This window comes from Stieleria varia, from assembly GCF_038443385.1.
Taxonomy (GTDB): Bacteria; Planctomycetota; Planctomycetia; order Pirellulales; family Pirellulaceae; genus Stieleria; species Stieleria varia.
This window is the reverse complement of sequence record NZ_CP151726.1, coordinates 6752991-6772530: the sequence shown is the minus strand read 5'-3', so window position 1 is coordinate 6772530 and position 19540 is coordinate 6752991. Positions and strand designations below refer to the sequence as shown.

The following is a 19540-nucleotide window of genomic DNA, read 5'->3' as shown; positions in this document are numbered from 1 at the left end:
GCGACGTAAGACTCTGAGCTGAGGCGGCTACCGTATCGGAAAGCCTTCGCCAGATCCGTTGCGAAATCACATGTCTGCAGCCTAAGCAGAGGGCTCATAGGGATTAGAGCTAGAGACCAGTGGGTCAGAAGGTTGCGTACCATCGGAACCGTCGTCTGAGCCAGCATCGACGACCGGTGGCTTGGTTTTGTCCCAGAATCCGACGGCAAAGATCACCAGGACGATGCCCGCCATGATCGCGGGGAACATCCAAAAGTTCTGCCACTGCGACATTGTGCTGCTGAGCAATTGATCGTCGACGCCGTCGGGCAAGTCGCGAGAGAACATGTTGGTGAAGGTTTCGATGAAACTCATGTTTGTTTCACCTCTAGCTTCATCGATCTCCGATGCCAAGGTTGCCGCCGTGGTGACTTGCTCTCCGTACTCGCCAATCTTCCATCCCAGATCGATTCCAAGAAAGCTGCCGGCCGCCATGATTCGGTAGCCGAAAAACATTCCCACTCCCTGCGTCAAGAACACGAGCAAACTCTGGGCTTGCCCGCGAATCTCCACCGGTGCCTTTTGGTCCGTGTACATGAATCCGGTGACGAAGAAGAAGTCGTAGCAGATCCCGTGCAGAGCCACGGCCAACAGCAGCATCCAAGTGACTTGCTCCGGCGCACCGGCGCTGAACAATCCGTAGCGAATGACCCAACAGGCCATGCCGATCAGGATCATGCCTTTGACACCCAATCGTCGAAAGAAGAATGGAATCAGCAGCATGAAAATGATTTCTGACATCTGCCCCAAAGTCATCGTTGCACCCGCCGCCGGAAATCCGGTGTTGCCCAAGTACTGCGACGTGCTGCCGTAGTAATACGCCAATGGGACGCAGATCAAAGTGGAGCAAATGGCGAACACGAGGAAGTTCCAATCGGCGAGCAACTTGAACGCATCGACCATGAACAGCGAGCGGAGGTTGATCGCTTTGCCCTTGAGCGGTGGCGGCGTATTGGGCAACGCAAAACAGAATAGTCCCAATGCAAGTGAACTGATGGCGCCGAGCCAAAAGATGGTGAAGGTGCGGTCCCATCCGGAGGCGCCGATCAGCAGCCCGGCGGCGATCCAGCCGATGGTTCCCCAAACGCGGATCGCTGGAAACTTGTCTTGGCTGGGGATGTGGGTGAACGCAATCGTGTTTCCCAGTCCCAGCGTTGGCATGTAGCAAAGCATGTAAGCGAGGATCAACCAACCAAGGATATTGCCGGACGAGTTCTCTTCGGCTTGCTGTTTTGCAAACAGCTTCCCGATTGCCTCGGCATCCAAGGTCGGGTTGGCTTCTTCGATCTGAACTTGCGATGCGTCGGCGAACGCACTGGCATCGTTGGCGTAGTGCGGAATCGAAAACATGATGATCCCGCCCAAAATCATCAGGCACCCGAACACTTTTTCGGAGGCAAAGAAGCGATCGGCGATCAGGCCCAGAAACAGAGGCGCCAGAATCGCTGCGATGGGTGCCGATTCATAGGCCGCGCCAATGAAGGCTCCCAAGTTTTTGTTGGTCATGGCCAGCCCAAGCGTGGCGAACCAGGCTCCCCAGGCAAAGAACTGCAGGAACATCATGACCGACAAGCGAGACATGATGGAGGACTGTTGGCTCGGGCTGACGGCGGGAGTGTCTGACATGAATCGACCGGCGGGAATGAGAGAGGCAGGAATGTCGTCGCAAAGTCGAAACCCAGTGGTTCCGATGATTCGTTGATGGGCAGAGTTTAACCCATCTCGGGTGTCCGATGCGGTGGCAACGAGGTAGCTGGATCCGAAAAAAAAGAGGGCATCCTGCAGGCCGACCACCTTGCGGGCTGTTGTGGTTTGCGTTGCTCCCAATGTGCTTGTGTTGACGGTAGCTGCCAGTTGGTGCTCCGAACCGGGGCAAGCCTGGGCTGTTCAGTATTTGGGGTTGTGACGCCGCGGCGCTCCGCAAGTTTCTGTCACCTCTCCCGGCGCGGCTGGTGGCCCCCAGTGAGCCTCAGGCGCTAGCCCGGATATTGCATCCGAAAATTTGTTTCCCCCTATAGCGCAAGAGCCTTAGTCCTGGTATGCATTGGAGTTACAACACTTCACACATCCCAAGCCCAAGGCTCTCGGCAATGACAAAGCGTAATCGAAAACGAGCTGCACTGAAACGCCTCCGTCGCCAAGCTGTCGAGTTTGATTTTGATGGCGGAACGCTCACGTCCGACGCCGGATTGCTACTGCTTCGCGAAGTCGATCAACGACTCGGCCTGATCCGCCGAGTCGACGCTTGTATTGCCGATCCACGCGATCCTATCTACACCGCACATCCGCAGGCCGAGATCCTGACCAGTCGTATCTTTGGAATTGCGGCAGGCTACGAGGACGGCAACGATCACGCCCACTTGCGGCATGATGCAGCCTTTCAAGTCGCTGCCGGACGCACACCTGCACAGAATGACTATGACAGCGACGAACACTTTCCTTTGGCCAGTCCGTCAACGCATTCACGTTTCGAAAATCGTGTCGATCGCAAAGCGATGCTGGCTATCCACGAAGAAATCGTAAACACCTTTCTGGACAGCTACGAGAAACCGCCCGAAGAAATCACGTTGGACTATGATGCCACAGATGATCCGACGCACGGCAATCAAGACAAAAACTACTTCAATGGATTCTACGACGGCCACTGTTTTCTGCCGCTGTACGTGTTCTGTGGCTATCAGTTGCTTGTCGCCTACTTACGTCCCAGCAGTTTTGGCGCAGCCCATCACGCTCGCGCGGTGACCAAACTGCTGGTTCAAAAGATTCGTTCGCGATGGCCGGAGACGAAAATCATTTTACGTGGCGATGGCGGATATTCTGATGAAAGACTCATGCGTTGGTGCGATAAAAACGACGTCTACTATGTCTTCGGATTGCCCAAGAACAACGTCTTGATCCGCAATATTGCCTGCGAAATGACCCGTGCTCGACTTGAGCATTTGAAATTTAAATCCACGCGAACGCTTTTCAAGTGGTTCCGTTATCGCACTCAGGAAACATGGGACCGTCATCGCTGGGTTCTCGGCAAGGCGGAGCACGGCGACAAGGGAGCCAACCCGCGTTTCGTCGTGACAAACCTGCCCAGTGCCCAAGGGATCGTCGAGCCGACTTATCATCGCCCTCGCGTGGACGGCAAACAGGTTCGACAAATCCTCGATCCTGGAACGATCTGCAGTGTTGCTTGGAACCCGAAGGATTTCTATCGAGAACGTTATTGTCAGCGTTGTGAAATGGAGAATCGGATCAAGGAACAACAGATGTGTTTGTTTGCCGATCGAACCAGCTGCACAGACTTCATGGCCAATCAGTTTCGTTTGATTCTGTCGTCGTTGGCGTATGTGTTGGTCGACGGAATCCGCCGGTTGGCACTTCAGGGCACTACACATGCTCGGATGCGTGTGGATACGATCCGCTTGCGTCTGTTCAAGATTGCCGCGCGAGTACGCGTGACTTGTCGGCGAGTGATTTTTCACCTTCCGACTCACTGCCCTAGCGCGAGTCTCTTTAACGAAGTCATGGCGCGTCTTTGCCGAAGCGACTAAGGGCGGCAACCCTCGAGGAAAACGCAACCACGAAGCGAATCATTCGCTTGGGGGAGGGGGGGCCTTCTGCGCGGCGCTGCGAAAGCCCCCATCAAAATCAAATCATTTCCCAAAAGCGGACGTATCGAACTCGCAACCCCGCGTCAATAACCGATGGATGCAATATCCGGGCTAGCCGTGGGCCTGAGGCGGATTGTGGTGCCGGCCCACGGCTAGCGCCTGAGGCTCACTCTGATTGCGATGCATGGCACAAAAACATGGACTGAAAAAACACTGTCAACACCAAATTTTGAACGGCCCGGTACAAGCCTGGGCGCTTCAATATTTTGGGGTTGTGACGCCGCGGCGCTCCGCAAGTTTCTGTCACCTCTCCCGGCGCGGCTGGTGGCCCCCAGTGAGCCTCAGGCGCTAGCCGTGGGCCTGAGGCGGATTGTGGTGCCGGCCCACGGCTAGCGCCTGAGGCTCACTCTGATTGCGGTGCATGGGACAAAAACATGGACTGAAAAAAACAATGTCAACCCCAAGCTTTGAGCAGTCCAGCTGGTGGCCCCCAGTGAGCCTCAGGCGCTAGCCGTGGGCCTGAGGCGGATTGTGGTGCCGGCCCACGGCTAGCGCCTGAGGCTCACTCTGATTGCGATGCATGGGACAAAAACATGGACTGAAAAAACACTGTCAACACCAAATTTTGAACAGCCCAGGGCAAGCCTGGGCGCTTCAGTATTTGGGGTTGTGACGCCGCGGCGCTCCGCAAGTTTCTGTCACCTCTCCCGGCGCGGCTGGTGGCCCCCAGTGAGCCTCAGGCGCTAGCCGTGGGCCTGAGGCGGATTGTGGTGCCGGCCCACGGCTAGCGCCTGAGGCTCACTCTGATTGCGATGCATGGGACAAAAACATGGACTGAAAAAACAATGTCAACACCAAATTTTGAACAGCCCAGGGCAAGGCGTAGGCTTGTGTTTGGGCGGATGGTGGAGCTCGCTATCGACTTGGAAAGTCGAACGACAATCGTCGCTCGACTTTCCAAGTCGATAGCGAGTGCCCCGCCAAGCGTATTGCCATTCCCAATCATTGACTTGCGCGGACAGGCTTCCTCGCATTCGCCTAAACGGCTAAGCTCGACCTACCCGAAGTTCCTTAGGGGCTTCAATTGCTCTCTGCGGATGCCTTGAGTTTCTGAAGGACTTCGGCTGTCGGTTCGGGGGTGATCGCGGGCAGGGGGCTGTCGTCGCGGGCAAAAAACATCAAGTGTTGCCATGGCAGTTCGTTGAATTCCCGTACGAGTTTGAATCCGTTCTCCTCGTACTCTTTCATGATCTGCGACTTGGACATCTTGTGCAGTGGCTTGATCGGCACCTTGGGGTCTTCCTCACGATACTCCAACAATGCGACCACGCCCGTGGAGGTGAGGCTGCGGCGGATCTCCCAGAGCATGGACTCGGGATGCGAGAATTCGTGATAGACGTCGACCATCAACAGCAGGTCGATCGTGTCGGCGGGCAACTTGGGGTCATCGACGGCACCAAGGACGGGTTCGATGTTGTCGATTTTCAGTTTTGCGGCTCGGACTTGCAGCTTTTGCAACATCTCGCGTTGAATGTCCACTGCGTAAACGGCTCCCTCGGTTCCGACCTTGCGAGCCATGGGCAATGTCCAGTAGCCGTTTCCGCATCCCAAGTCACAGACCTTCATTCCGGGCTTGAGTTCCAATTGGTCGAAAGAAACCGACGCGTTTTCTTCGTCGTCACGCTCGGGGCGAATCAACCACGGTGCCCCCATGTGGCTCATCGGTTGAGCTAAGACTCGACCGAGATAGCTTTGCCGTGCCCTTTCCTTGGGCTTTTCTGATTCTTCGTCGGCAGGCTTGGCCGCAGTGTCTTCGGCTGTAGTGACTTCGGCCGCTTGACTGTTCCCGTCGTCGGCATGTGCAGCCCCGTGGTGTGTGATGCTCAGCAGCAGAGCGATCGCACAGAGAATTCGAGCGGCCACTAAGAAGGCACTAGATTTCTTCCGCCCTGGCGACTCGGAAGTGCGGTTCGAAAGCATTGTCGAATGGGTAAACGTCATCAAAATCCTCACGGCGATCCGAGTCACTTTTTCGCATCTGATCGATACGGATCAGATTGTAGACCATTTCGCCGAAGTCGCCCGTGGAGTGGACACCCCATTTCGCGAGAACCATCCCCGCGAGGAAGCCAAACTGTTCGATGGCGTACAATCGACAGGCTTCACAGAGCTGTTGTCCCGTGATGTGGCGAGGGCCGTCTTCTTCAGAGGGGCGGACGACGTATTCCGCCTGATTGAGTTCCGACAGATTCTCCTGAGCAAAGTGCAACGCTTCTCGGATGAACTGGTAAGCCTCGGGCTTGTACCGTGGGTCATCCTTGAGCAATTTTCGCATCACTTGGAGTGCTGATGTCATGGTTATTTCTCGAATCTATCAAATCGCCGTCGAACTGACCCCGTCTCGGCCCCGCGTCTCACTACCGCCAATCAACCACCAAATCCTGTCCGATCGAACCTTAATGTTGCTTGCTCGACCGACGTCTTCCATCGGGGGGCGGTTCCTCTGCACGGAAGGTGACTTGGACCACATCAGCCAGTGGGATCAGGATGCGGCGTTTGTCGTCTGTCTTGATCATCAATTGTTGCGAAAGTATGTCATGAGCCAAGACCGTTGCCCCGCCATCTCTCGTTAAAATCTTACTGCCCACCGGCGGCAGTTCGGCCGCCAGTGCCTCATAGGTCTCAAATTCGTAGCGCAAGCAGCACTTTAATCGACCGCAGCGCCCCGAGATCTTAGAGGGATCCAAGGTCGATTTTTGCAGTTTAGCCATTCGCATGGAAACGGGGGGCATTTTTGTCAGAAAGGTCGCACAACAGATGGGTTGACCGCAATCCCCATACTCTGCCAGCAATTTTGCTTCGTCCCGCACCCCGATTTGCCGCATTTCGATCCGCGTCTGAAACTCTTTGGCTAGGTCCCGGACGAGCTGGCGAAAATCGACCCTGCCATCGGCGAGGTAATAAACGACGACCCTCTCGCCCCCCAAGATTCGTTCGACATCGACCAACTCCATATTCAAATCGAGCGCATCGACACAACGCTGACAAACCGCCATGTCGTCTCGAACCAGACCGGACAGGTGGTGAGATTGGGCTTCGTCATCAGCCGTCACCAGACGCAAAATTCTTCCGCCGGTCGGTTCCTTGATCGCACCCGTCGTCGCCGGTGTGGCTTCGCACAGTACAGTGCCAAACTCCGTTCCCCTCTCGGACCGGACGACCACTTTGTCACCATACCGATAAGGGCTCCGGGCCGTCATCACGCACAGCAATCTCATCGATCCGCAGCGGACGACGTACTCCAAGCTCGCTTCGGCAACTGTCGAGGTGGAGTCTGGTTGGGAGGCCGGACCCTCGTGAGGCTCGGTCGATTTTGGTTCAGGACGATCACCACCGTCCCGCGACGCCGAGCTCATTGGACCGCCTTCTCGGGCTCTTTGCTCTCCGCAGGCTTGTCCTCTGCAGGCTTGTCTTCTGCGGGTGTTGCTTCTGCAGGCTTGTCTTCTGCGGGTGTTGCTTCTGCAGGCTTGTCTTCTGCGGGCTTGTCTTCTGTAGGTGTTGCTTCTGCCGGTGCTGCAGGGGCGTTGGGGGACCATTTCCAACTACGGCTTGCCGACACGATCCCGTGCTTACGTGTTCCAGCGAGCAATTGGCTGCTACCGTTCCAGCACAACGCCCACACACCACTTTCGGCGTTCATTGAGTCCACCGTTCCGGCGGATGGAAAGTGCAACGCGCCGCTGACTTCACCCGCAGCGACTTGTCCATCCGACGACACCGCCAGTTGAGTGATCCAGTCCTTGCCCTCCGCGACACTCTCTGGTTTTGCATCAGCCTTGGCATCGCATTGATACAGATGTCGATCGGAGCAACCGACCAGCAGCTTTGCTCCCCCATCCACGAATGCGATGCACCAAGCGGGTGACTCACTGATTTGAATTTTCGCGGTCTCCTTGAGGTCCGGCCAAGAAAGCAAGTGAACGTGACCACCACCGTCTGTGGTCGCCAGAGTCTTACCATCAGGCGAAAAAGCCAAGCCGGTCACGCTGTGACCTTCCAACTCGATCGATTGAGTCACCTTGTTTTCACCAAGACTCCAAACCAGCACCTTGCCGGCTTCGTTGCCCGCGACGACCGATTGGTTGTCGGGCGAGATCAGCATGGATTGGCACCAACGCTCAAACGCCTTTTCGTGAACGCTGCTTTTACCAGCTTCCACGTCATACACCCCCAAATTGCCGCGGTAGTCGACGCTCGCGATACGCTTGCCGTCCGCCGTGGCTTGCACACACCAGACGGCCGCAGGGTGCTGGTACAGTTTGGTCAATTCACCCGGGTGCGCCGGATCAAAGGAGACCACGTCGGATTCACGCAACAGCAGTCCATTGGCGGTCGACGCAACGAAACGTCCAGAGTCTCCCATCGGCGCGATGGACGTCACCCAAGTCTCTGTCGAACCCGTGGCAGGTTCGTTTTGATCGGCAGACACACTTGAGGATGCAACGGCAATGACCAACAGGCATGCAAGATAGTTTCGTAACATGGCGGGGAAAGCAATTTGAGAGGAAGAATTTTTCCGTCAACGGTATCCATAGTTTAACCGATCCGCAGCCCGGCCTGTTGGACGTGATGCGTTTGGATGGTTTGGACCAAATGGGTGCCGATCGCCCACGTCTCAGTCGACTGGGAAACCACGTTTTCGCAGCAAAGCCTTGGTGTCCACGTCTCGGCCACGGAATTCTCGAAATCCGTCGGCCGGATCGATCGTGTTGCCGACGCTCATCACGCTATCGTGCAAACGCTTTGCCACTTCTTTGTCGTAGAACGAACCGGCATCGACAAATACGTCCGCGGCATCCGCCGTCAATGCGTCAGCCCAGAGGTAGCTGTAGTATCCAGCGGAATAGCTGTCTGAGCTAAAGATGTGTGCAAAATGAGGAGTCCTGTGCCGCATCGGAATCTGAGGCGGCATGCCGATCTCCGCCAAAGTCTCGCGTTCAAATTTGTCGGGATCGATGTTCGGGGCCGTGCTGGTGTGCAGTTTCATATCGACAAGCGCGCTGGCCAGATACTCGACCGTTGCGAATCCTTCGTTGAACGTCGCCGCTTTCTTGATCTTGTCGATCAGTTTTTGTGGCATCGGTTCACCGGTCTTGTAATGGACCGCGTACTTGCTGAGCACCTCAGGAGTATCGAGCCAGTGTTCCATCAATTGGCTGGGGAACTCCACGTAGTCGCGAGCCACGCTCGTTCCGGCTTGCGACTTGTACTTGACGTCACTGTTGAGTCCATGCAGGGCATGTCCGAACTCGTGAAACAGGGTGACGGCGTCGTCCCATGAAATCAGAACGACTTCGTTCTCGCCACCCTTGATGAAGTTGGAGTTGTTGGAAACGATTGGCGTGATCGGCTCATCCATGTTTTGCTGAACGCGGTAGGCCGTCATCCAAGCTCCACTGCGCTTGCCTTCACGCGCGTAGGGATCGAAGTACCACAGTCCGACCAACGAGCCATCCTGCCGAGTGACTTCCCAGACACGAACATCGGGGTGGAATACGGGCACGTCGTTGACCTGTCGATATTGGAACCCAAACAACTCGCCCGATGCCCACATCATGGCTTCACGCAACTTTTCTAGTTGCATGTACGGTTTGACTTCGTTGAAATCCAAATCGTACTTGTCCTTGCGAACTTTCTCTGCGTGGTAGCGATAGTCCCACGGCTCAATCGTGATCTTAACGCCCTCGGCGTCTGCGATCCTTTGCATATCCGCGACTTCTTCGTGGACCCGTGCGACGGCTTTGGGCCATACCTTGAGCATCAGATCCATGGTCGGCTCGGGTTTCTTGGCCATCGTGTCTTCTAATCGCCAGTGAGCATGGGTCGGATAACCCAGCAGCTTGGCCCGTTGCAGACGCAGGCTGAGGATCTCGGTGATGATCGCGTTGTTATCGTGCTCATCGCCATTGTCTCCGCGGCTGTAGTAATTGCGCCACACCTTTTCACGCAGGCCACGATTGTCAGCGTAGGTCAAGAACGGATCCATGGATGATCGTGTGTTGGTGATCGCCCACTGGCCTTCTTTGCCACGCTCGGTCGCTGCTCGTGCCATCGCAGAGATGACGCTCTCGGGCAATCCTTGCAGGTCATCTTTGTTCTCGATCCAAGTCACGAATCCCTTTTCGTCTTCCAGCACGTTCTGGCTAAAATCCGTGAACAACCGCGCCAGTCGTGAATTGATCTGCGACATCTTGGCTTTCTCGGTCGCGTTCAAGTTCGCACCGCGTCGAACAAACGTCTTGTACAGATCGTCGACCAGACGTTTTTGGGCCGTATCAAACGATTTCATCGCATCGCTGTTATAAATCGTTTCGATGCGTTGAAACAGTTTTTGATTTTGAAAGATGCTGTCCGCGTGCGCGGAAAGTTTTGGCGCGACCACCCGTTCGATGTCCGGAATAGGTCCCAGATTCAGATTCGATGCGTGCACGTAGAAAATGGATTCCAATCGATCAAGTTCCTGACTGGATTTCTCCAACGCCAGGATTGTGTTGTCGAAAGTCGGTTCGGCGTCTTGGTTGGCGATTGCCTCGATGTCTTTGGCGGCCAACACGATCGCCGCATCAAACGCTTCGACAAACTCTTCTGGACGGACCAAATTCCACGGAGGCACACCGCCGTAGGGTCCAGTCCATGGTTTCAATAACGCCGAGTCAGACATTTCTGGTTCGTCCTTGGAAGTATCGGATTGTGCGTTCGCTGCTGGGGACAGCGTGATCACGGGGGGGATCATCAAAGTGGCAAATATCAAAATGCATTTCAACATGGAAAACTCCATTGGTTGTTTCGTTCAGTGAAAGCTTGGCGATGGCGTCTAGATCAAATCGAATCAAACCAAGTCCATTTCCGTCATCCGCTCAACCGGTTCGCGATCTCGCGATGCGTTGCGACCACGACGAATGATCAGAAAGATACAGGCAGCGGCGATGGCCAGCAGTGTGGCACCCAATAGCGGTCGATAAAAGACCCAAGCGATTCCAATCGTGGTGAGCGATACCGCAAAGGCAGCTAGTCCGGCGATCAATCCCGTTCCAAATCCTACCAGCGAACCGAACATTGGAACAACATCGGCCAGTACCACCAAGGGCCTCATCAGCAGCGAAAAACCAACGAACAATACCACGGTGCCGACGCCACGCAGGATCCAGGTGAGGATCATGTTCTCGTGCTCCGCATGTTGGATCATCTCTTCCGCGTTGACTGACCCCATCTCCAGCCGATGCAGCTCCGTGCCGGTCTGAGTGACGTACGGCTGGAACGACTCACCGCGTTGACTGGACAACAGACTGATCTCGCTGGCTGGCGTGGCGGTAAACCAAACACGGGTGTCGCCGATTTGCGGATCACTGCTGATATCGGTGGCGGCAAGCGTCTGCGGCGCAGGTGTTTCCTCGGACAGCACCTCTGTCTCGCTCTCGACCGGTTGTTCGGTTCCGACCTGCTCAAGATCTATCTTTTGAATCGGCTCTGGTTGATCGGAGGATTCCGCAGCAGTGTTGTTACCGGGTTCGCTAGTCGGTGTTACGGACGCATCGGATGATCGCTTCTTTGACCAGTAAGCCATCGTTGCGCCATCGCGTTGGCCCAGTGAGACCATGGAACGGGTTTCGGTGGGCAACTGGTCGATGGTGAATTGAACGGGCTCGGGCTTGTTGATTTGTGAGATCAAGCTCTCGGGCAATCGAAAGGCGCCCAAGTGTACCTGTTTGGCTTGCTCGGATCTTGCTGAGAAGGGAACGCTGGTCGGATTCTGGTGCGTGGAGGCTTCGTCAAACTTTGACGAATCGATCAATCCTGGTTCCCAAACTTTGCTGTACGTGTACGTCGTGATCGTTTTGGTGCCGCCTCCGAGTTTCTTTTTTCGTTCGCGCTCCTCGCGTTCTTTCCATTGATACGTCTCGACGTGGCGGACCAAACGGATGCCGTTGTACTCAATGCCGAATTGGTCGTCTCGCAGCATGTCATCTGTCTGCGTCATCCCAGAGACATGCACAAACTTGCCTTCCATCGCCGAGTCGATGGTGTCCGGCTCGATGTTCTGAACGACCTTGGCTCCTTCCTTGAGTCCTTTGGCGGTTCGGACGGCGCGGCCTTCGTTCCAAAACAGGACAGGAACGCCGATGACGCAGAGAATTCCGCCGACCAGAATCCCCTTGAAGGCTCCTCCGATTCTGCTGAACCAGGACTCTTCGGATACGTGGACTCCCATCTCTCTCTTCTCCGGTCTAGATCAGGACGTTGAAATCATTCGCGAACATGTCAAACGCTAGATGATGACGGATCACGGATGGCACGTGCAAGCCATGCGGGGCATCAGGGGCAAGCTGCGGAGGATTATCACGTCTGTTCGGATTCTATGGATCTCGCTGGAATTGGCGAACGTTTGTCTTGGATGTCCCTGACGGACAACCCCCAAAAAACGAAGCGGCGAGCTAGGTTTCGCGTGGACGGCTGCCGGAAAGCTCCTGGAAAGCCCCTCAAAAAACGGCTCGGAAAGCGTGCTCAACGAGCCCAGAAGAGCTCTCCCAAGTCCCGTCCGACACCCCAACTTTTTTCTCAGACGTCGATCGGACTGCTGCCGTGGCCCACCCTCACCAACGCAATTTTGACTTTTACCTGCTGGAGCAGCGCATTCTCCTTAGCGGCGACGACCTGGACCCAGGCGACTTTGGACCGGCCGATGCCGATTGCGAACTGTTGGATTGTTTGCACGAGATCGCAGAATCGGGCGGGGAAGCCGTCCTGGCAAGTCCAGGCCAGGCATCGGGCAATGCGTCAGCGGGCGATGAGACGGTGAGCGATCTCGCCGATTGGAACTCGATCGACGAAACACGTCCGCTGGAAGTCGTCTTTGTCGATGCCGGCGTCGCGGATTCGGCGACCTTACTCAACGGCTTGCGTGATCAAGCGTCGGCGGAGACTCAGTGGATCGTCGTCGAGCTTGCCAGCGAACGTGACGGTATGGAGCAAATCTCTCAGACGCTGCAACAGCTTTCCGGCATCGATACGGTTCACTTGATCAGTCACGGTGACGGAAACGGCTTGCGACTCGGCAGCACGGAACTGACGCTGGATGCCTTGTCCGGCTACGCCGGCGATGTCGCGCTGTGGGCTCAAGCGATGGACGCGGACGCCGACCTGTTGATCTACGGCTGTGATCTCGCGTCGACCGCCGACGGACGAGCACTGGTGGACGCTTTGTCAGTCTTGTGTGACTGCGATGTTGCCGCGAGCGACGATGCGACTGGGCACGAATCGTTGGGCGGCGACTGGACTCTGGAGTACACGATCGGAGATGTCGAGTCACAGGTTGCATTCAATGCATTCGCTCAAGCACACTGGCTGGGGACACTGGACATCACCAGCAACTTGATCGCCCATTACGCGTTCGATTCAGGTGCCGGGACAGACATCATTGACTCGGTCAACAGTAGCATCGACGGGACAATCCAAGACGGCGCGGCCTTCGACACAGGCGTCATCGGCACGAGCGGATTGAACTTTGCCGGTGACACGGCGAACCACGCGTTGGCGGTGTTGCCAGATACAGACAAAATCGACTTTGCAGCCGCTGATTTCTCCATCGGCATGTGGGTTTACTTGCCATCGACCGGCGCAAACGCAACGATCTTGTCGGACGGTTTGGGCGTTCCAGGTTATTCCTTCGAAACCACCACGGCGGACACACTCATCTGGAATGTGAACGGTCCGCTCGGTTCGGTGTCTTTGATCGTTGCGGCGTTGGCGACAGATCAGTGGCATCATGTTGCTGCGACCCGAACCGGTGATGACTTTGCACTCCATGTCGATGGTACGCTGCGTTCCAGCGTGACGAACGCACTGGGTAGCTTGGATAACAACGATCCGTTGATCATCGGGGCGGAATCGATATCAGCCGGAGATTTCGACGGCAGAATCGATGACTTACGTTTCTACGATCGTTCGCTTGACTCCACCGACATCAACGAACTGTACGACCTGCAGAACGGCGTAACGCTTCAAAATTTCGTTCCATCCACCCAGTCGGTCAACGAAGATGCCGTATTGGTCTTTCAGGACAGCAACAGCAATGCGATCAGTATCTTGGACGATACGGGAGAGACGTTGACGTTTGAGTTGTCGGTCGGTCAAGGCACATTGACGCTTTCGCAGACGACGAACCTGACGTTTGAATCAGGCACCAACGGTGACTCAAACTTTGTGATCACCGGAGACGTTGCCGACATCAACGCGGCGTTGCAGGGGCTGCAGTACGCTCCGAATCCTGACTTCAACGGATCGGACACGCTGAGCATCGCGTCTGCCGATGCGGATGTGTACGCAATGAACCGCGATGTGGCGGCACTGGCACACTATCGATTTGATGCCGGTGCACCAACGACGGACAGCAGCGCCGCGGGCAGAGATGGCGTGCTGGTCGGTGATAGCCAAGTGGTCAACGATCCGATCCGTGGCGATGTCCTGCTGCTTGATGGTGGGGCGGACGCCATTTCCTTCGGCCATACGTTTGGCAATCCGCAAAGTCTGACACTGTCGGCTTGGGTTGATTTGACCGCAGCGGACGTGGGAGGTGCCGATTTGTTCAACTTGGACAATCGTGTGATCGTTCGCTTGGATGACTCGGTCAACGGTGGCAACGTGACCGGTACGTTCTACGACGGATCCAGTTTTCACGACACGGTTTCTAGTGTTTCCGTTGCCGGTACCGGTTGGCACTTGATCACCTACACTCGTGATGCGGTTGCACAGACGCAGACGCTGTACATCGACGGCGTCGTTGTTGGTTCGACGAGCTACTCCGAAACGGTCGACTACACGGGTGCGACAGCCTCGACGATCGGCGGCAATCCGACTTTCTCCCAATACGATTTGGACGGTCGAGTGGACGACGCCCGGATCTTGGGGCGTGCGCTTTCAGCAGCAGAAGTTGCCGCGTTGGCGTCCGCGCCTGTCGATCCATACGACACCGACTTGGTTTCCATCAATGTGAATCCCGTCAATGATGCTCCGGTGATCACCGCGCCGGCAACGGCTTTGACGCTGGAGGATTTTTCGCTGAGCCTCGACTCGGGCGGGACCGGTGCGATCGATGTTTATGACGTAGAAGGCGACGGGATGATGGTTGCCTTGACCGTCACCGATGGCCAACTCACACTCGCGCAAACCACGAACCTCGTGTTGATTGACGGCGATGGCAGCGATGGCACGCTGATGTTCTTGGGGAGTGAAGTCGACATAGACGCGGCGCTCGATGGTTTGCGTTTCACGCCGGATGCTGGCTTCAACGGCACGGTCGTCTTGGGTGTGAATGTCGGCGACGGGGCCTCTGTCGCTTCGACAACCGTGGCAATCACAGTCACACCCGTTCCCAGCGTCTTGGTGTGGGACGGAGGGGGATCGACCAATGACTGGTCGGACGCTCAAAACTGGAACTTGGATCGAGTACCGCGTGCGGATGATACTGTCGTATTCGATGTCACGAGCAGCAAGGACTCGATCGTCGACGCTGCCTTCGGTGGCGCGGTTTCGCGAGTGACGGTTTCATCGGGCTACAGCGGGCTGATTGATCAGGCAATGGACTTGAGTATCACTCAGCAAAGCATCATGAGCGGTGGAGGCTGGTCGACCAATGGACACGATCTGAATGTGGGGCTAGCCAGCGGTGGCAACTGGTCGATCACCGGGACAATGCTGGATGTTACCGGCAGCGATGTGCGAGTGGGCGGCGATGTGCTGCAGACGAGCATGCTCACCTCCACTGGGTCGAATTGGGAGTTCGCCGGACCGGCAGATCAAACCATTTCATTCACAGATCGACTCGGGTCGGTCACCATCAACACGGGCGGTACGTTGCGAGTGGCGTCCGACTTGGCGATCGGCGGCAGCTTTCGCATCGCGTCCAGCACGATCGATTTCGGTGGAAACGAAGTGTCCTTTGTCGGTTCGGCCGCTCGAACGGTCGACAGTGCAGCGACCGTGTTTGGTGATGTGCTAATCAGCACCTCGGGGACGATCACGATGGTGGGCAACATGGATGTCGACGGCCAGTTGAGCGTGGATTCGGTGGGCACGGTCAATGGAGGAAACATCAATGCGTCAGGTGACGTCGTGATCACCGATTCGACTTGGTCTGGTACGACTCGCTTGCGTTTGGACGGCACGACGGACCAGACGGTTTCGGCGGCTGGAGGCGTTGGAGGCGTTTCGCACTTGGTGATCGATAAAGCGTCCGGTGTGGCAACGCTGACAGACGCGTTGAACTTGCGAGGTGACTTGCAGCGAATCAACGGTGTGGTGGATGCAACCGGCTTATCGCTTTCCCTGATCTCCATCAGTTCGGGCAGCATAGACGGTGACATTGGTCCGATCGAGCAACTTCACATCGATGCGCTTGGGGCGAAAACAATCAACGGGACGCTGCAAGTCAACGGAGTAACGACATTGGACTCCGTCAGTTCCCTCAACGGAGGCGTCATCAGCGTTCATGGTGACTTGTTCACGCGGGACTTGTTGTACAGCGGAACAACAATCTTGGAGCTTGCGGGTAATGGAAATCAAACGATCACGACCAACGGCGGAACAGGAATTCTGCATAATGTCAGCATCAACAAGACGGGCGGCGTCGCGACCGCAACGCAGGACTTGGCGTTGACCGGCAGCACGCGGTACTTGGCCGGCACGATTGATCTGTCAGCCGTTACGACGCGATTTCAATCCACCGGTGCGACGATCGATGCCAGCGGCATGACGTTTGGTGATGTGTCGTTTGCGGGGTTCGTTAGCGCGACCGTCACTGGAGCCTTGAATGTGAGCGGGGATCTGCTTTTTGACTCGGCATTCGTGATCAATGGTGGAACCATCAATATCACTGGTGATGTCCACAGCAATGACAATGCTGTACTGGGCAGTAGCTCACTTCGCCTGATCGGATCGGCAAACCAAACCATCACGGGCAACGATCTGACCGATGGTGATTTGGTCATCGACAAAGCAAGCGGTGCTGTCATTCTGGGTGACAATCTGGTGCTCAACGGATCCGGCCAGAACGTTCGCGTGGTGAACGGAACGCTGGAGCTGGCATCGAATCAGTTGAGCTTGAATGGAACCGTTGTGGTTGACTCGGGCACGTTGGCAAGCGATGGGCAGATCGTCGGCAATGTTTTGGTGCGAAATGGAGGGGTCATTGTATTGGATGTCAACAGCTTGGCTCCGGGCGATCACGAGCAGATTGACATTCAAGGTAACTTGAGTCTCAATGCGGGTTCAGCGCTGACGCTGAACCTGGGTGGCGTGACTGTGGGTGGAGCGGTCGATGACTTGTTGCTCTACGCGACACGCAGCGGATCATGGTCGAACATCAACCTGGTTGGCGATTCCGTTGGCTTCACCACACATGAGGTCTACGATGATCTGACAGGCACCTTTGGCGTATTTCTGAACACGCCACCATCAGGATCGATTGCCGACGTGAATGTTGCGGAGGATGCAGCGGATACGATCATTGACTTGTCGGCTGCAATGTCAGATTCGGAGCACGGCGCGGCGGCATTGATGCATTCTGTGCTGGCCAACACCAATCCCGGCTTGTTCGCCGGTGTCACGATTGACAATCTGTCAAAAACATTGACGTTGGACTATGCGTCCAACCAGAGCGGCATTGCCGACATCACGATTCAGACAACCGATCCGTATGGATTGAGTGTCACCATGACCTTTCGCGTTACCGTCAATGCGGTTGATGATGCCCCGGTGGTCAATACGAGCAACGTGATCGTTGGCGAAGGTGCCACGCAAGTGATTTCCTCGGCGGAATTGGCGGCGTTCGATTCGGATAACTCGCCGAGTCAACTGGTCTACTCGGTCACTTCGCCAGGGGCTACCGGGATTGTTTTACTTTCCGGCGTCCCCACGAGCGTTTTTACTCAGGCGGATGTGGATGCCGGTTTGGTGTCCTATCAGCATGACGGATCTGAAGGCACAGGCGATTTGATCACTTTGTCGGTGACCGATGGGGTAAACATCATTTCATCAATTACTTTGTCGATCAATGTGACTCCCGCCAATGATCAGTCTCCCGAGATCGTCAGCGATGGCGGCGGTGCAACAGCGGTCGTGACGATCGATGAGAATACGACATCGGTCACCAGCGTTTTTGCAACCGATGCCGATTTTCCAGCTGTTTCATTGACTTATTCGATCGTCGGAGGTGCCGATGCGGCTCTTTTTGGCATCGACTCCGGCACCGGGGCGGTATGGTTCCTGGCTGCCCCCGATGCCGAGTTCGCGATCGATGGCAATGGAGACAATGATTATCAGATCGTCGTGCGAGCCAGTGACGGTGTGCTGTTCGACACGCAATCAATCACTGTGCGAGTGACCGATGTCAACGAATTCGCTGTCTCCGCAATCAATGACCTCAACGGTGCAACGGAGATGATCAACGAGAATCCAGCGATCGGATCTGCGGTGGGGATCACTGCCAGCGCGTCCGACGCGGATCAGACCAACAACACCATCACGTACTCGCTGATCAGCGACGACGGAGGTCGCTTTGCGATTGATCCGGCCAGCGGTGTTGTCCGTGTCGCGGGCAATGTCGATTTTGAGAACGGTGGCGCGACACGGAATTTGACCGTTCGAGCAACCAGCGCGGACGGTTCCTTCACCGACCAAGCCTTTGTGGTCACGGTGAGCAATGTCGCGGAGATTCCCGTCGCGCTGGATGACAACTTGACCGTAGTCGCCGGAGATTCACTCAGTACCACAGCACCAGGGATCATGAGCAACGACAGTGACGGTGACGGAGATTCGCTCGTCACGTTCCTGGTTTCCTCAACCAGTCACGGCACCCTCAGCGTCGCCGCCGATGGCAGCTTGACTTACACGCCATCGAGCGGATTTGTAGGAACGGATGTGTTTCGATATCAGGTCAGCGATGGGACGTTCTTGAGCACGGTGGCGACCGTACGGATCAACGTGACCATCGGCGGAGCAATCTTGCCCGGCGGTGGAACAGGTGGCGGCAGCGGTTCGGGCGGCAGCGGTAGTGGTGGTGGTAGCGGTTCAGGCGGCAGCACCGATGGTGGTTCCGGTGGTGGCGATGGTGCTCCTCCCTTGGACCCGATTGACCCGGTCGACGACACTGGTTCGGGCGATGATTCAGGGGACACGAGTACGGACGACGGTGATAGCCCCGACGATGTCACCGATTCGTCATCGGAGACTTCGACATCATCGGGAGATTCTGCTCCCGGCGCGCCGTCTCTGTTCGGCGTTGGCGGTACGTCCAACAAAACATCCGATCAAGGACGCAGCGAGCAGGGGCAGTCGGCAGGCGAGTTGACCGACATCAGTTCTGCATCTGGAACCATGAACGAACGTTTCCACGCAGCGGCCTTCCAAAGCCTCTTCAGCACATCGACGTCCGGTGGGATCTTATCGGACAATACGGTCCCCGAGCTACGAGAGTTGGAACGTTTGCTGCAACTGGATCTTGAGCAAGCCATCGTGTGGGACTTGTGGGACAACACGGATGTGTCTGTCGATGAATCCCCCATCGAGTTCTTCGTCGGTTCCGCGGGAACGGCAGCAGGACTCTTCTCGATCGGCTATGTGCTCTGGGCGCTGAGAGGTGGAGCCTTCCTGACGGTGATGGCCTCCAGCATGCCTGCGTGGCGGATCGTAGACCCTGCAGCCCTGCTCACCGCTTATCGGGGCAGCCGTTTCGCAACCGATGGTCTCGATGACATGATCGGCTAAGATTCCATGCGAGACCAGCATCTACAACGCCGAAACAGCAAGTCGCTTCGCACGATTTGCCGTCGCAGGGTTCAACGCTG

At 56.2% G+C, this 19540-nt stretch carries 9 protein-coding genes; 2 read left to right on the top strand and 7 right to left on the bottom strand.

What is annotated here, in order from left to right:
* Nucleotides 1-81: 81 nt before the first annotated feature.
* The gene (locus tag Pla52nx_RS22610) at nt 82-1665 is read right to left on the bottom strand and encodes a nucleoside permease (RefSeq protein ID WP_146523847.1); all 1584 of its coding nucleotides are present in this window, start codon (nt 1663-1665) and stop codon (nt 82-84) included.
* 464 nt (nt 1666-2129) lie between these two features.
* Here Pla52nx_RS22610 and Pla52nx_RS22605 point away from each other — a divergent pair, with 464 nt between their 5' ends.
* On the top strand, nt 2130-3581 hold the full coding sequence (locus Pla52nx_RS22605) for an IS1380 family transposase (protein WP_342190199.1): 1452 nt from the start codon (nt 2130-2132) through the stop codon (nt 3579-3581).
* Nucleotides 3582-4721: 1140 nt separating this feature from the next.
* Here Pla52nx_RS22605 and Pla52nx_RS22600 read toward each other — a convergent pair.
* The 6 genes from Pla52nx_RS22600 to Pla52nx_RS22575 form a co-directional block, all read right to left on the bottom strand.
* Nucleotides 4722-5564 (bottom strand): class I SAM-dependent methyltransferase, encoded by an 843-nt coding sequence (locus tag Pla52nx_RS22600; RefSeq protein WP_231742778.1) that lies wholly within the window; start codon nt 5562-5564, stop codon nt 4722-4724.
* Between the two features lie 10 nt (nt 5565-5574).
* Complete coding sequence (locus Pla52nx_RS22595; protein WP_146523424.1) at nt 5575-5997, bottom strand: Minf_1886 family protein; 423 nt, start codon at nt 5995-5997, stop codon at nt 5575-5577.
* Between the two features lie 100 nt (nt 5998-6097).
* Nucleotides 6098-7057: a PSP1 domain-containing protein gene (locus Pla52nx_RS22590; RefSeq protein WP_231742776.1), complete on the bottom strand. Its 960-nt coding sequence runs from the start codon at nt 7055-7057 to the stop codon at nt 6098-6100.
* Nucleotides 7054-8184: a WD40 repeat domain-containing protein gene (locus Pla52nx_RS22585; RefSeq protein ID WP_146523423.1), complete on the bottom strand. Its 1131-nt coding sequence runs from the start codon at nt 8182-8184 to the stop codon at nt 7054-7056. Before Pla52nx_RS22585 ends, Pla52nx_RS22590 begins: the two co-directional genes overlap by 4 nt.
* Nucleotides 8185-8316: 132 nt before the next feature.
* A complete protein-coding gene (locus Pla52nx_RS22580; RefSeq protein ID WP_390620422.1) occupies nt 8317-10467 on the bottom strand; it encodes a M3 family metallopeptidase in 2151 nt (716 codons plus the stop codon).
* A gap of 63 nt (nt 10468-10530) precedes the next feature.
* On the bottom strand, nt 10531-11910 hold the full coding sequence (locus Pla52nx_RS22575; protein WP_146523421.1) for a TMEM43 family protein: 1380 nt from the start codon (nt 11908-11910) through the stop codon (nt 10531-10533).
* A 371-nt stretch (nt 11911-12281) separates the two neighbouring features.
* Between Pla52nx_RS22575 and Pla52nx_RS22570 the strand changes: the two genes are divergently transcribed.
* Nucleotides 12282-19460 carry a DUF4347 domain-containing protein gene (locus Pla52nx_RS22570; protein ID WP_146523420.1) on the top strand — a complete coding sequence of 2393 codons (7179 nt, stop codon included), beginning with the start codon at nt 12282-12284 and terminating at the stop codon, nt 19458-19460.
* Nucleotides 19461-19540: the final 80 nt, after the last annotated feature.